The organism is Enterococcus sp. HMSC076E04, from assembly GCF_001814285.1.
Taxonomy (GTDB): Bacteria; Bacillota; Bacilli; order Lactobacillales; family Enterococcaceae; genus Enterococcus_B; species Enterococcus_B lactis.
In genome coordinates, this window is the sequence record NZ_KV815616.1 from 65130 (window position 1) to 79804 (window position 14675).

Here is a 14675-nt window from a genome sequence, read left to right on the forward strand (position 1 = left end):
AAAAGTGTTCTTTACTTTTGTCCCACGCTCTTTGTTTTATTCTCATATCTTTTTTTCATATACAGTTCTTGAATCGCTTTTATCAACTCACCGAATAATACTGTATCGTGGTTTGTATCTAGATAGAAAGTTTCCGTTTCAGCTGATATTTTCTCATGCTGATCTGTAATAATCAAATCAGCATGTTCAGGATATTCGATAATCTTGATTGCTTCATTGCGAAATAGTTTCTGTAAATGACTTTGCAGATGGTAATTCCCTGTGAATGGTTTGGTTATCTGCAAGTGGATGAGTAATTGTTCTTTCATTTCTGTTTGTAATAAGTGTTGGATCAATTGACTAAGGTATTGACTTAATTGAACTTTTTTTCTAGAGTTTGAAAAAATTGTGTCGATTTTTTCTCTTAATTTTTTTTCCTGTATAAAAGAAGCTGTTTGATTGGAGGTAGTTTCTGGAAAGCAGAGTGTAGAAAAGCTACTGCTAGATTCACCTAACAGTTCCAAAAGAATAACTGCTAGTACGAGAAAATAAAAATAGATCGGTTTTTTGTCTTCCAAATGATTGATAGGAAACTGTTGAGTTAAGTAAGTCATCAATTGATCGACTTGTTGGCAAATAAGGTTTTTGCTTGTGGAAAATAAGAAACCAATCACCTGTTTTTGTTGGAATGAAATTTGATTTGGAAAAAAACAATAGAAAAAATAATTGAAGTAGGCTCTTTCCGTTTCTACCTCTTCACAGGGATAAATCGCTGAAAAAGAAGTAAAGCATTCTGAATAATCATGTGTACGCTGCAACAAATCCATTAATTCAGTAATTTCAGGAGAAATTTTCGAAAAACGTGCCTGTTGTCTGTTACGACATATGAATAAAGCAAGTAATAAATAGATGTTTTTTTCTTGTTTTGGATTTTTTTCTCTGTGCTCATCCTTACTTTTCTTTTTTAGTGTATTTAATTCAAGAGAGGAAAACGGCCAATCGTCTCCTTCGAATGTATCTGAAAGAAAAAAATAAAGATAAAGGCGGATAGATAATTCGTTTCCTTCAAGAACACAGCAGTTTTGTACAGATACGATCCTTAAATGGAATTTATTTAATGAATGATTGAGCTGTTTTGTCAGCTTTTCGAGATAGGAGGGCGATATATAAAGTTGTTCAAGTAAATACTTTTTTGGTACAGCAGATTGTGGATAATTGATCAGCAACATTAAATAATTAAAACGATTGGATTCTTGTAGGTAGCGTAATCTTAACTTATAAAAAACAGCTAGCTTTTTAGGTTGATCGGTTTCTTTGGTGTAGATCTCTCCTTTATGGTTAGAATAAATAAATTCCTCCATCAATAAAAATTGCTTGAGCGAAAAATTTACTTTCCGAATCAACTCTTTGATTGTTCGTTTTGGAATATGCAATTCATTGGCTAATTCCTGTAAAGAACAATTTTTTTTTTGAATGACCCTGTGCAGAACAAGCAACTCTTTTTTTCTTGCTTCAATTAACATAATAGCCTCCTTTTATTCTGTTTTTGTATATAGTTAGACAAAAACTGTGAGTGGAAAGTCATTTCAGTGTGTGTTATTCTCACAGAGTAACGCCTTTTGTTTGTATATATTGTTATTTAAATCTTGTTATCACCTTGTTTATTCTATTGTTTATTTCATAGGATGTTTTGTCAAGGCTTTCTTGTATAAGAAGTAAATATACTTGATTTTTAATGGATATATCTAAAGTGATTATGAAGGTTATCAGTGATTATTTCGCTATTTTTTTAATATTGTATGTTATTTATTAGAGGGTAGTTGAAGAGGGAAGGAGGTAAGAATAATGGGGAGAGTAACGAATTATAGTAAAGAATACTTGCTGTTCAAAAGTATGGTATATGTGGAAGAATATGGAATGAAATCAATTACTGCAAGAGATCTGGCGGATTTCTGCGGGTGCTCTACATATCCGATTTATACACATTTCAAATCGATCAGCGGGTTAAAGGAGAAAATATTAGAAGAAATCACTGTTTGCTTTGAACGATACTTAGCTGAATGCAATTCCAATGATGTTCTAAGCACAGTCTACTTGCTGAAAGATTTTTTTTCTATCCATGAAAGTATCCGTGGAATCATTGCAAAATCTGAATTAGACATGAATTCGCTATTTAAACGGCCATTTTTCTCATACATCAAAAGCCACACGAAAATCAAAGAAGAAAAGTTGCTTGAATTGCTTTGGCTTAATGCATTGGGAAGTTTAAGCTCAGATAATTTTTCTCAAGATTTTTTTGAAACGATGAACGCTGTTTGGGATAAAAACGAGGTGACGGATGAATACTTGGAAAGTATCTTAAAGGACCAGTTATCTTAGGAAGCAACATGAAAAAGTAGATCAGCCACCTTTATTTTTCGTAAAAAAGATTGTAAAATGTCTAACGAAACATTTGAATGAAGGAGGAAGCTACAACGTTACCACAGCAATTTATCAAAAAATACCGTCTTCTTTTAGGCGAAGAATCAACTGAATTTTTTTACGCACTTGAGCAAGGAAGCGCAAAAAAAGGATTTCGGTGGAATCCACTAAAACCGGCAGGATTGGCTATGGTTCAAACTTACCATAGCGAAGAATTGCAACCCGCTCCCTACAGCAATGAGGGATTTCTTGGCACTGTGAATGGAAAGTCTTTCCTCCATCAAGCTGGGTACGAATATAGCCAAGAACCAAGTGCAATGATCGTTGGAACAGTTGCTGCAGCAAAACCCGGAGAAAAAGTGTTGGATTTGTGTGCGGCTCCCGGCGGTAAATCGACCCAATTAGCTGCTCAAATGAGAGGCAAAGGGTTATTAGTGTCAAATGAGATATTTCCGAAACGCGCGAAGATCCTATCAGAAAATATAGAACGATGGGGAGTTTCGAACGCAATAGTGACAAATCATGCACCTGCAGAGCTTGTTCCTCATTTTTCCGGTTTTTTTGATCGAATCGTGGTTGATGCGCCTTGTTCAGGGGAAGGGATGTTCAGAAAAGACCCGAATGCAGTAAAAGAGTGGACAGAAGAATCTCCGCTACACTGTCAAAAACGTCAGCAAGAGATTTTGTCTTCAGCAATAAAGATGCTAAAACATGAAGGGCAGCTGATCTACTCTACTTGTACGTTTGCACCAGAAGAAAATGAAGAGATTATTAGCTGGCTTGTAGAAAATTATCCAGTAACAATTGAAGAAATCCCTTTGTCTCAAACCGTTAGTTCAGGACGTCCTGAATGGGGAAGCGTAGATGGTTTGGACAAAACAGTACGTATATGGCCTCATGAAAATCAAGGAGAAGGGCATTTTGTCGCAAAGTTGACTTTTCATGGACAAAACCCGACGTGTAAAGAAAAGAAAGTACGTAAGAAACGGAAAGAACAATTGACAAAAGAACAGGAAAAACTTTGGACGGAATTTTCAATGGATTTCCATTATGAAATCACTGGGAGACTTTTAGTGTTCAACGATCATCTTTGGGAAGTTCCTGAGTTGCTCCCTTCTCTTGATGGTTTGAAAGTCATGCGTACAGGTTTGCATTTAGGAGATTTCAAAAAGAATCGATTTGAACCTAGCTATGCCTTAGCACTTGCTATGAAAAAGACAGAAAACATCCCTTGTTTGTCGATCACTCAAAAGGAATGGCAATCTTACACAGCAGGAGAAACATTTCAACGTGATGGGGATCAAGGATGGGTTTTATTAGTATTGGATAAGATACCTGTCGGTTTTGGTAAACAAGTAAAAGGAACAGTAAAGAACTTTTTTCCTAAAGGATTAAGATTTCGCTGATTTCGATGAGTGGATTAGTTCGTTTATTTTTTTGTCTATGCTATGATTGAAGTAGATAAAAAGGAGCTGATACTTATGAAAACATCAACAAAAGTAACAATTGGATTAAGCGTAGCAGCCGCTGCCAGTGTAGCGACAGCAGTCGTCGTATCGGGAAAAGTAATGGAAAAGATCCATCATATGACTACTCGGACAAAAGTAAAAAAATTCGTCCATGACAAATTCGATGGAAATGAAAAATTGATGGAAATCGTAGATGATCTGTCAGATAGTGACTTGGATTCTTTGATGGGGATGTTAGCAAAAATAAAATCAGGAAAAAAGAAAATCTCTGTTTACGGTGATTCCATCAAAGACTCAACCGAAGACGTAAAAGATCGCCTTATGCATTTTGTTGAAAAAATGATGTAAGAGAAACTAGCTTTTGAACACTATTCATTCGAAATAAGGGGTTGTGACAAAATTTTTGTCATAACCCCTTTAACTTATCTTTAATCATGTTCATGAATCAATAAAAGGTAGCAAAACAGTAAATCATTGGCTTTTTTTAGATTGAAACCTGATTGTTCTTGAAATTTTTCGATTCGATATTTTAGCGTATTCCGATGAAGAAACAATGTTTTTGCAGCAGAGCTGACATTACCTAATTCATTCCATAATTCTTGAATGATCTCTTCCATTTCATTTTGTTTGATCAGTTCTATGTAACTTTTGATCAACGCACTATCTTTCATGACATCTTTTGTATAGTAATGTAAAGCAACATCTTGCATAGAAAAAGTACGGCTGTGAGTATAGAGATTGTTTTGCTCTGTTAAAAAAATTCTTCTTTCTTCAGCAAACAAAGGGACAAGGTCGCTACCTGGTGAATGAAAAGAACCAACGAATACAGACGTTGTCGTATCAAAATCAGCATCTAAAGATAGAAAAATACCATTGATCTCAGCAGCATCAAGATAATCACAATTTTTTTGTTCGATCAAGAGAGCATCAGTATCTGTATAAAAGAAGAAATCAGCAGAATAGCGAAATAATTCCAAAATAGTATCTTGCCATTCTTTTTTTAAGAATTCTCCTTTCGATTCGACGTGAAGCTGGATCAAGCGAAAGCTTTTTTCTTGGATGCAAGAAGCATCTTTAAAAAGATAGTGATACCATGGATGTTTTTTTTGATCGCTGACTATAGGGAATAACGCTTTCAAAAGACTAGTTTCTTGTTGGGATAGTGAATCGCTTTTGATCCAAATAAAAGCATCATCAACTGCAAAAGAAAGGATATCAGCTTCTGACGCTGGACAGCTTTTTTTCTGTGCTTGTGGGTAAAGAGCAAGTAATTTATTCATTTTCATCTTGTTCACCTCTTGTATTTATTTTACCATAGAAAAAAAAGTTAGTTACAGCCTTTTTGTCATATGCTAAAGTAAAACAAGAAAAAACAAAGGCAGGGAAGGATAATTGGTTAATACAAATCTTGATGCAGTAGATAAAGAAAAATGGATGCGCCTTGCATTGGCAGAAGCAAAAAAAGCAGAAGTGCTCCATGAGGTTCCGATTGGAGCAGTGGTTGTATTAGAGGGAGAAGTAATTGGAAAAGGATATAACCTTAGAGAAACGACACAAGATGCTACTACACATGCAGAAATGCTTGCAATCAAGGAAGCCTGTGAAAAAGTTGGAAGTTGGCGCTTAGAAAATGCGTCTCTTTTTGTTACCTTGGAACCTTGTCCTATGTGCAGTGGCGCGATGATTTTGTCTCGTGTAGCAGAAGTTTATTTCGGTGCATATGACCCGAAAGGCGGAACAGCCGGCACTTTGATGAATCTTTTGGAAGACGAACGATTCAACCATCAAGCGTATGTAGAAGGTGGCATTTTAGAAGACGAATGCGGGATGATTTTGACTGACTTTTTTCGAAAGCTACGTCAGCGAAAAAAGAAATTAAAAAAAGACTAGTCAACGAATGAAAAATAAGGTATACTATTCTTTGCCGAAAGGCTAGGACAATGGTGGGCTTGTGAAGCGTGTCAGGTCTGGAAGGAAGCAGCACTAAGCAGGTTCCGCCATGTGTCTGATTATAATGAAACGACGACAGACTTTCGGGTCTGTTTTTTTTTTTTTATTTCTAGAAATAATTAGGCTATAAAACTGAATGGTTTTTCGTTCTTTTAGCCAGACTATTTTATCGAATATTATACTTATGTAATTTGCTTTTAGGCAGGAAAAGCTCTGAAATGGAGCTTGTTTCAATGGAAGAAAAAGCTGCCTGTGGTATGATGAAGATAAAGAGAGGCGAGAGGACACATGGAAAAAATAGTGATTTTACATACGAATGATCTGCATTCACATTTAGAAAATTGGCCAAGGATCAGAAGGTTCTTAGATCAGCGTAAACGAGAAAACGAAAAGAAAGAAAATACAACAACGATTACAGTCGATCTAGGTGATTTTGTGGATCGTTGGCATCCATTATCAGAGGCAACGAATGGACAGGCGAATATCTTGCTGATGAATGAAGTTGGTTATGATGCAGCGACGATAGGAAACAATGAAGGCGTAGGAAATTCCAAAGAAGATCTAAATCATTTATATGATCATGCTGAGTTTGATATCATCCTTGATAACTTGTTCGATAAAAATACGTTGCAGCCACCGATATGGACGAAACCGTATAAAATCATTACAACGAAACACCAGACAAAAATTGGCTTGATTGCATTTACTGCCCCGTTCCCGCTTACGTATAATCCAAATGGCTGGGACATACGCAATCCATATGATATTTTGCCGGAATTAGTCGAAGATTTACGTCCACAAGTGGATGTTTTAGTTTTGATGAGTCATCTCGGGATTCAAGATGATTTACAAATTGCAAAAGAAATACCAGCAATTGATGTTATTTTAGGTTCGCACACCCATCATTTATTCAGAGAAGGTCATGTAGTCAACGATGTCCAAATAGCAGCAGCTGGCAAATACGGTCAGTATGTGGGAGAAGTCCATTTAACCATCGATGAAGAAAAAAAAATCCTTAAGCATTCGGCCAAAGCCATCCCTACAGAAACAATGACAGCTTTTACAGAAGATGAACAAGAGGTAAACGGTTACTTAGAACAGGGGCATGAGCTGCTAAAAGAAAAAGAAGTAGCGGATTTGCCGTTTTCTTTAAGCCTAGATATCTTCAGTGAGCATTCGTTTATCCAAGTAGCCCTTGAGGCGGTGAAAGAACGAGGAAAGACGGACGCCGCAATATTAAACAGTGGTCTGTTTTTAACTGAAATTCCAAAAGGACGGGTCAATCAAGATCAGCTTCACACGGCATTGCCACATCCAATGCACTTGCTGAATGTCACATTGGGTGGAAATGATCTGATTCGTTTAGTTTTAGAAATAGAAAAAAATCGTCTTTTTTTACGTAACTATCCGATGAAGGGAATGGGATTTCGCGGCAAGATTTTTGGACAGATGGTCTATAATGGAATCACGTATGATTCTGTTAACCACCAAGTCTTTTGGAAGAACAAGCCAGTCGATCCGACTAAAAATTATACTTTTACTACCGTCGATCATCTAATGTTTGTCCCATTTTTTCCAACGATCGAAATTGTTGGAAAAAATGAATTTTTGTTTCCTGAATTTATCCGAAGCGTGGTAGGAGATTACTTGAAAGCTCACTACCCAATCAAATAAAAACAAGGTATAATAAAAAAGATAGGTGGTGAACGCATGTCTGCAAAACAAAATGAACAGCAGAACGTTGAGCATAAAACAGAAATTGCTAAGAAAAAATCATCAGCTGAACAGGAAAAAACAGTCACAGAAGAATTGACAGCTGCTTTGGAAGAAATCGTCGAGGAGCCGAAAGCAGAAAAAGTCAAAGGTGAATTAGTGACGCTGTTAGATGACAGTAATTTTTTGGTAGGCGAAAGACATTATCGGCTTGTGTCCGATTATCGTGAAGGATTTAATGCAGAAAAACTGGGAGAACGATACAGTGATGTATTAGCCCGATATGATTATATCGTAGGAGATTGGGGTTATGAACAACTACGTTTAAAAGGATTCTTCCGAGCGGATAATCGACGGGCGCATCCGGATCAGCGAATTGATTCATTGGAAGACTATCTTTACGAATATTGCAATTTTGGTTGTGCGTATTTTGTCATCGAAAGAATCGGCGGTAAAAAAGAAAAGACAACTCAGCGCCGAAAAAAGAAAAAAAACCATAATCGTGCGTATATCGATGAGAAAAAAGGACCAGTCACATCGAATCGCAAAAAAACGGTTATTAAAAACCGAAAAACAGAGTCAGCAAAAACCTCTGAAAAAGTAAAAAAACAGGAACAATCTAAACAAGTGGAAAAAACAAAAACAGCATTTACGATAAGAAAAAGGGAAGAGTAGTGGATGAATGGATTATAAAGGATATTTAATTGATTTAGACGGGACGATTTATCGCGGGACGGAACCTATACCGGCAGGAAAACGGTTTGTGGAAGAATTACAAAAAAGGAAATTGCCTTTCTTATTTGTTACGAATAACACGACTAAGTCGCCAGAAACAGTGGCTAATCGTCTAGCAGATGAGTTTGACATTCATGTAGCACCAGAAACAGTTTATACAGCTACTTTGGCTACAATTGATTTCATGAAAACAGATGGAAAAGGAAAAAAAGTGTATGTTATCGGAGAAGCCGGATTGATTGACTTGATTTTAGCTGCCGGATTTACATGGGAAGAAGAGGTTCCTGACTATGTAGTAGTAGGGCTAGATAATTATTTGACCTATGAAAAGGTCGTCAAAGCAACTCTTGCTATTCAAAAAGGGGCTACTTTCATTGGAACGAATCCGGATAAGAATATACCTACAGAACGAGGTCTTCTTCCTGGAGCTGGGTCAGTCATCTCTTTCGTCGAGACAGCAACCCAAACTCCACCAATTTATATCGGAAAACCAGAAGCAATCATTATGGATAAAGCCGTTGAAGTATTAGGTCTGCAAAAAGAAGAAGTAATCATGGTTGGAGATAACTATGAAACAGATATCCAAGCAGGGATACGTAATAATATCGATACTTTGCTCGTTTTATCAGGTTTCACAAAAGAAGAAGATGTACCTGGGCTGCCTATCCCAGCTACCTATGTGAAACGATCATTGGATGAATGGAGCTTCTAATATGAAAAATTCGAGATGGCGGTGGTTGGAATATGCCGGATTATTCAGCCTGTTTCTGACGCTGATCAGTTTGGCAGTTGGAGTGACGATCAATTTTCGACCGCTGTATGTATTTGATATCGGACATTTGCATATTTTGGATTATACTTCTTTAGACCAAGAGACATTACTGAAAAATTTTGATCACCTGATGAATTATCTTAATAATCCCTTCCAAACAGTCCTCAGTTTGCCGGACTTTCCAGTTTCTGCTAGCGGCGCTCATCATTTTTATGAAGTGAAAATTTTGTTTTTAGTGGATTATGCTGTATTTTTCATCACTCTGATCCCAAGTATTTTGTTTATCAGATATTTGCAAAAGAATGATCGTCTTTGGCGATTGATTCGTCCGTTTCAGATTGGCATGTTGCTGCCAGTTATTTTCGGTTTTTTCATGATGATTGGATTTGATCGCTTTTTTATCCTTTTTCATGAAACGTTTTTCAACAACGATGACTGGTTATTCGATCCTGTAACTGATCCAATCATCAATGTACTTCCAGAAGAATTTTTCATGCATAGCTTTATCTTGTTCTTTGTAGTATTAGAAGTATTTTTTGCTATTTTTCTTTTCTTAGGGAAAAATAGTTTGAAACAAACAAAAAAGAAAGAACTCGTCTAAATAGACGTTTTCTTTCTTTTTTTGATTTATTGAGTAAGTCGACTTCTTTTTTCTGGTTCTTTGTGTGCTAATCGACTGGCAGCAGCAGCGGCGATTGCTCCGACGATATCATCTAAGAAGGTATGGACATGAACGCCATCGTGGCTGTTTAGTTCTTTTAAAATACCAGGTTTCACTTTATCGATATAGCCATAGTTCGTAAAGCCAATCGTACCGTAAACATTCACGATTGATAAAGCTAAGATCTCATCGATACCGTAAAGACCTTCGTCATCTTCGATAATGTGTTGCAACGGATCCATCAATCTTTTCTTTTCTGCTAATATATCTAATTGGATTCCGGTGATAATGGCGTTATGTACTTCACGTTTTGTTAATACGCTGTTGACACTTTCAGTACAATCTGCCAAAGTCAAATCAGAAATATAGTCTTTTTGTAAAAACATGACAAGTTGTGCGATATCTTCTACAGTTACGCCACGTTCCTTCAATAGTTCTCTTGCTTTTTCTTCTAAAGTCTCAGTTTTGACGACCATATTATTGCTCCCCCTTTATTTTTTCTTTCTCTATTTCATGTTAACGGAACATGAAAAAAATGCAAGAAACTGCTTTCGGATCTCGCGTGAAATGCAGAGGAATCTAAAAAATCAACTAGGACGAAGATTTTTATCATATAAGCTTGTGCTGTGACCAGGCTGAGTCCGTTCTTTTGGATTAATGTAGTGTAAAGCATTGTTCACTGCGGTAGGTGCTTCACCGAGCCCAGTAGCAATCAGTTTCACTTTTCCTTCATAGGTACAGATATCACCAGCTGCATAAACACCTGGAATAGAAGTAGACATATCTGATTTTACAGTGATGGCATTTCTGGTACTATCAAGTCCCCAAGAAGAGAGATGTTCTAAATTAGAAGTGAATCCATAATTGACGATCAGAGCATCAATCATCAAATCAATTGTTTCATCGCTCTTCACTTTTTTTAAGCGGATATCTGACAGTTCTCCATCGTTTCCAGACAATCCATCGATTAGATATGGAGTAAGCAAGTTGACAGATGAAGACTTCAAACGTGATACGCTATGTTCATGCGCACGGAATTCCGGACGACGATGGATCAGGTAAACTTCGCTTGCAATAGGCTCCAACATCAATGCCCAATCGATAGCAGAATCGCCGCCTCCAGCAATAGCAACTTTTTTTCCGGCATATTTCATCAAATCATTTACGAAATAATCCAATCCGTGGTTTTCGAATGCTTCAGCATTATCTAAATTCAATTTTCTTGGCTGGAATGAACCATTTCCTAAAGCTAAAATGACTGCTTTAGAATAATGTATGCCTTTATTTGTAGTGATCTCGATAACTTCGTCTTCACGAGTAAGCGAGAGAACTTCTTCTTTTAAATGAAATGTATGGTTAAAAGTAGTTAACTGTTTTTCTAATTGATCGATTAATTCACTTGCTTTGATTGCTGGATAACCTGGGATATCGTAAATATATTTTTCAGGATATAATGTTGCTAATTGACCACCAAGTTGAGGTAGACTGTCAATGATTTTTGTTTTAGCTTGGCGCATTCCTGCATAAAAAGCGGCAAACATCCCCACAGGACCTGCACCGATAATTGTAATGTCATAGATTTCCATAAAAAATTCCTCCCTTTTCACACTATAGCAGAATTTAATTGAGAATGCTTCTCAAAAATATTTGAAGTTGAAATGGTCAGTCATAGAATTTATTCATGGAATGCAGGCAGTGATGAAAAAATAAAGAAAAACAAATCTAGTATTTTTACGGAAGGTTAGGTATTATGTTATTATTATTTATGAAGTATGCAAATAATAGGAGGAAACAATATGGGATTCCCACAACTAGATTTAAAAAGTGAAAAAGGACCAAAAGCTGTTATCAAAACAAACCGTGGTGATATTACTGTTCAATTATTCCCTGAACTAGCACCGAAGACGGTTCAAAATTTCATTGAACTTTCCAAAAAAGGTTATTATGATGGCGTGATTTTTCACCGTGTTATTCCTGATTTCATGATTCAAGGCGGCGATCCAACTGGAACAGGAATGGGTGGAGAAAGTATTTATGGAGAAAGTTTTGAAGATGAATTCAGTCGTGAACTGTTCAACCTTCGCGGAGCTTTATCTATGGCAAATTCAGGTCCAAACACAAACGGAAGCCAATTCTTTATTGTAAATAACACAAATGTGCCAGCTAATATGCTTGGACAATTAGAAGGTGCTGGATTCCCATCAGAAATCATTGAAGCGTATAAAGGTGGCGGAACCCCTTGGTTAGATTTCCGACATACAGTCTTTGGACATGTACTGGAAGGAATGGATACAGTAGATGAAATTGCAAATGTGCAACGTGGTCCACAAGACCGCCCTGTACATGATGTAGTGATAGAAACAATTGAAATTTCAGAATAGTTTGGTATGATACGGAGCAATTATAGAAAAGGACGAAACCTAGTAAGGTCTCGTCCTTTTACTTTGATAACTGATTTATTCGATTGTTTCTAAAGCGTGCTTGATTCGATGAAGTCCTTCTAGTAAAGTTTCTTCTGGACAAGCAATATTCAAGCGCATATGTCCATGACCGGAAGGCCCAAATGTGATACCAGGATTTAATACGACTTTTCCTTTTCTCACTAGAGTGTTCTCTAATTTCTGGTCGTCTGAAATATAAGCGGTAAAATCCAACCACATTAAATAAGTTCCTTCAGGGTTCATTATTCTCACTTTCGGAAGATGCTGTTCAAAAAACTGATTAACTGTTTGAACATTTTTTTCTAGATAAGGAATCAGTTGACTTAACCATTCTCCACCGGTCTCATAAGCCGCTTGAGTCCCAATCAAACCAAAAGTGTTGATTTCGTGCTGTTGATTCATCACTAGATGTTTTTCAAATTTATCTTTCAGCTCTGGATTTTTGATAAATACCATTGAATTTTTGATTGCAGCTAAATTGAAAGTCTTTGTTGCAGAAGTAAAGGCAATGAGCAAATCGTCCAAATCGGGATTAATCGTCAGCATGGAAGTAAATGTATGATCGAATAAAGTCAAATCTTGATGGATTTCGTCACTAAACAGAAACACTCGATGTTTTAAACACAATTCGCTTAACTGTTTCAATTCTTCTTTGTTCCAAACGCGACCTCCTGGATTATGAGGATTGCACAAGATCATTGCTTTTACATTGTTTTCTTCTATTTTTTTCTCCATGTCAGAAAAGTCCATGACAAAATGATTATTTTTTTCTAGCAAAGAGCTTCGAACAATGTGACGTTGATTTGTTTCTATAATAGAGGAAAATGGAGGATAAACTGGGTCGTGAACCAAAATAGAATCACCTGGTTTTGTAAAAGTTTGTACTGCTGCAGCTAAACTAGTCAACACACCACTTGTAAAAACAATATTTTCTTTCGTCAACTCAACAGCATGGCGTTGACGTTCCCAATGAATGATAGCCTGATAGAGTTTATCAGACAGAGTGGCATAACCAAAGATTCCGTGTTTGATGTATTCACTAAACGCATTAGCTACCCCCTCGGGAGATAAGAAATCCATATCTGCTACCCACAAAGGAAGTAAATCATCCATTTGATATGTCTCGGCAATCGCGTCCCATTTTACACTTTCTGTATCTTTTCTTGAAATCTTTTTATCAAATTCGATCATCTCAATACCTCCAGTCATTTTCGTCGCTTCTTTTTTTGAGCTATTTACAGTATAATGATAAATGCGAAGAGAGGGAAGTAGATGACTTATAAAATTGGACAAATAATTGAAGGAAAAGTAACAGGGATACAGCCTTATGGGGCATTCGTCTCTCTTGATAATGAGACGCAAGGACTTATTCATGTTTCGGAAGTACAATCCGGTTATACGAAAAATATCCATTCATTGTTAAAAGTCGGGCAGCCAGTAACCGTTCAGATCATCGACATTGATGAATATTCCAAAAAAATCAGTTTATCTTTAAGAACATTAGAAAAAACAAATCCAGCTGTTCCTTATCGTAGAAAAAGATATTTCACGAATAAAAATCGTAAAATCGGTTTTGCTACTATTGCGGAGCAGTTACCTATTTGGATAGAAGAAGCGTTATCTGAATTAGAACGGAAAGAAAATAAGAAATAAAAAGTGTGTATTTTTTCTGAAAATGTGCTAGAATTTTTATGTAAGCCATAGAACAAGGTGATCGAGGTGGAAATTTTGGCAAGCAAAAGAGTTGCTGGTACAATTATGTTGCATTTGGAGGATGGTTCTAAAAAATTTTTGGTCCATTCAATTGATGACAAGTTGGAATTTGCGTTAGCGGAACTTTCTGAAGGGAAGACTGGTTTAGCGAATATACTTAATTTCTTAAAAGAAATAGTTCATATCGATGTTAGCAAGATTAGTTTGATGGAATTGACAAATACACATATTAATCAGGAAAATGTTCCGTTGTTTGTCTTTGAGACTGAACAAAAGAATCAAAGAGAAGAATTAGGCGAAGGATATATTTGGGAAGAACCAGGTCAAATGCGCTCTGTTCTTGGAACTTACGAAGTAGAGGGAGTGCCTTTCTTCTAAAATACAGATTAAGCGAACAAAGAAGTTTGAATTTTTTTCAAACTTCTTTTTTTATTGTTTGATCCAGAAAAGACATTGAAATGTTCTGCTATAGATAATTTTTTAGTGAATTTTGTTTTCAAAATATGTAGAAAACGTTTGTATAACGAATAATAATAATTGATCGAAAAATCATTTCACAAAGTAATGCTTAATTTATAGTTGACCGAGGAAGAAATACATGATAAATTTAACAGCGTTGATTCTGGAAGTGGACGTTATATCACGTTTCTGAAAAAAACTTAAAAAATAGTTATTGACATGTTGATAATGACATGATAAGATAACTGAGTCGTTAAAAAAGAACAACTTGCGAAGCTCGATTCTATCGAAAAAAACTTCAAAAAAAGTTCTTGACAAATAACAAACAATAAGTTATGATAAATGAGTTGCTGAAAGATTTC

The 14675-nt window shown here is 36.2% G+C and carries 16 protein-coding genes and 1 other RNA gene; 12 read left to right on the plus strand and 5 right to left on the minus strand.

The annotated features are described in order from the left end of the window. Positions 1 to 11: 11 nt before the first annotated feature. A complete protein-coding gene (locus HMPREF2961_RS10145; RefSeq protein ID WP_070704724.1) occupies positions 12 to 1502 on the minus strand; it encodes a helix-turn-helix domain-containing protein in 1491 nt (496 codons plus the stop codon). A gap of 319 nt (positions 1503 to 1821) precedes the next feature. Between HMPREF2961_RS10145 and HMPREF2961_RS10150 the strand changes: the two genes are divergently transcribed. The 3 genes from HMPREF2961_RS10150 to HMPREF2961_RS10160 all read left to right on the plus strand — a co-directional run bounded on the left by HMPREF2961_RS10150 (position 1822) and on the right by HMPREF2961_RS10160 (position 4217). Beyond that, positions 1822 to 2358, plus strand: coding sequence for a TetR/AcrR family transcriptional regulator (locus HMPREF2961_RS10150; RefSeq protein WP_025477330.1), 537 nt, complete (start codon positions 1822 to 1824; stop codon positions 2356 to 2358). Between the two features lie 77 nt (positions 2359 to 2435). Beyond that, a complete protein-coding gene (locus HMPREF2961_RS10155; protein ID WP_070704727.1) occupies positions 2436 to 3806 on the plus strand; it encodes an RsmF rRNA methyltransferase first C-terminal domain-containing protein in 1371 nt (456 codons plus the stop codon). Between the two features lie 75 nt (positions 3807 to 3881). Next, the gene (locus HMPREF2961_RS10160; protein WP_002291007.1) at positions 3882 to 4217 is read left to right on the plus strand and encodes a hypothetical protein; all 336 of its coding nucleotides are present in this window, start codon (positions 3882 to 3884) and stop codon (positions 4215 to 4217) included. Positions 4218 to 4297: 80 nt separating this feature from the next. Here HMPREF2961_RS10160 and HMPREF2961_RS10165 read toward each other — a convergent pair whose 3' ends face one another. Continuing rightward, the gene (locus HMPREF2961_RS10165; protein WP_002315790.1) at positions 4298 to 5155 is read right to left on the minus strand and encodes a helix-turn-helix domain-containing protein; all 858 of its coding nucleotides are present in this window, start codon (positions 5153 to 5155) and stop codon (positions 4298 to 4300) included. 106 nt (positions 5156 to 5261) lie between these two features. Between HMPREF2961_RS10165 and tadA the strand changes: the two genes are divergently transcribed. The 6 genes from tadA to HMPREF2961_RS10195 all read left to right on the plus strand — a co-directional run bounded on the left by tadA (position 5262) and on the right by HMPREF2961_RS10195 (position 9640). Next, the gene (gene tadA, locus HMPREF2961_RS10170) at positions 5262 to 5759 is read left to right on the plus strand and encodes a tRNA adenosine(34) deaminase TadA (RefSeq protein ID WP_002291003.1); all 498 of its coding nucleotides are present in this window, start codon (positions 5262 to 5264) and stop codon (positions 5757 to 5759) included. A gap of 40 nt (positions 5760 to 5799) precedes the next feature. After that, positions 5800 to 5884, plus strand: an RNA gene (gene ffs / locus HMPREF2961_RS10175) — signal recognition particle sRNA small type. Positions 5885 to 6107: 223 nt separating this feature from the next. Continuing rightward, positions 6108 to 7493, plus strand: coding sequence for a bifunctional metallophosphatase/5'-nucleotidase (locus HMPREF2961_RS10180; RefSeq protein ID WP_002291001.1), 1386 nt, complete (start codon positions 6108 to 6110; stop codon positions 7491 to 7493). Positions 7494 to 7529: 36 nt separating this feature from the next. Next, complete coding sequence (locus HMPREF2961_RS10185) at positions 7530 to 8207, plus strand: YutD family protein (RefSeq protein WP_070704731.1); 678 nt, start codon at positions 7530 to 7532, stop codon at positions 8205 to 8207. Positions 8208 to 8214: 7 nt separating this feature from the next. Further along, a complete protein-coding gene (locus HMPREF2961_RS10190) occupies positions 8215 to 8979 on the plus strand; it encodes a TIGR01457 family HAD-type hydrolase (protein WP_002290999.1) in 765 nt (254 codons plus the stop codon). 1 nt (position 8980) lies between these two features. Further along, entirely contained in the window at positions 8981 to 9640 is a 660-nt protein-coding gene (locus HMPREF2961_RS10195; protein WP_002310190.1) for a TIGR01906 family membrane protein, read from the plus strand. A 26-nt stretch (positions 9641 to 9666) separates the two neighbouring features. Here the strand turns inward: HMPREF2961_RS10195 and HMPREF2961_RS10200 are convergent, their stop codons facing one another. Next, entirely contained in the window at positions 9667 to 10176 is a 510-nt protein-coding gene (locus HMPREF2961_RS10200) for a phosphatidylglycerophosphatase A family protein (RefSeq protein WP_002290997.1), read from the minus strand. 111 nt (positions 10177 to 10287) lie between these two features. After that, entirely contained in the window at positions 10288 to 11286 is a 999-nt protein-coding gene (locus HMPREF2961_RS10205; protein WP_002315792.1) for an NAD(P)/FAD-dependent oxidoreductase, read from the minus strand. A 210-nt stretch (positions 11287 to 11496) separates the two neighbouring features. On the opposite strand from HMPREF2961_RS10205, the gene HMPREF2961_RS10210 reads away from it, so the two are divergent. Continuing rightward, on the plus strand, positions 11497 to 12081 hold the full coding sequence (locus HMPREF2961_RS10210; RefSeq protein WP_002290993.1) for a peptidylprolyl isomerase: 585 nt from the start codon (positions 11497 to 11499) through the stop codon (positions 12079 to 12081). Between the two features lie 75 nt (positions 12082 to 12156). On the opposite strand, the gene HMPREF2961_RS10215 is transcribed toward HMPREF2961_RS10210, so the two are convergent. Then, entirely contained in the window at positions 12157 to 13350 is a 1194-nt protein-coding gene (locus HMPREF2961_RS10215; protein WP_002315793.1) for a MalY/PatB family protein, read from the minus strand. Between the two features lie 63 nt (positions 13351 to 13413). Between HMPREF2961_RS10215 and HMPREF2961_RS10220 the strand changes: the two genes are divergently transcribed. Both HMPREF2961_RS10220 and HMPREF2961_RS10225 read left to right on the plus strand, forming a co-directional pair. Further along, positions 13414 to 13794: a CvfD/Ygs/GSP13 family RNA-binding post-transcriptional regulator gene (locus tag HMPREF2961_RS10220; protein ID WP_002290989.1), complete on the plus strand. Its 381-nt coding sequence runs from the start codon at positions 13414 to 13416 to the stop codon at positions 13792 to 13794. Positions 13795 to 13869: 75 nt separating this feature from the next. After that, positions 13870 to 14232 (plus strand): hypothetical protein, encoded by a 363-nt coding sequence (locus HMPREF2961_RS10225; RefSeq protein WP_002310196.1) that lies wholly within the window; start codon positions 13870 to 13872, stop codon positions 14230 to 14232. Positions 14233 to 14675 lie beyond the last annotated feature (443 nt).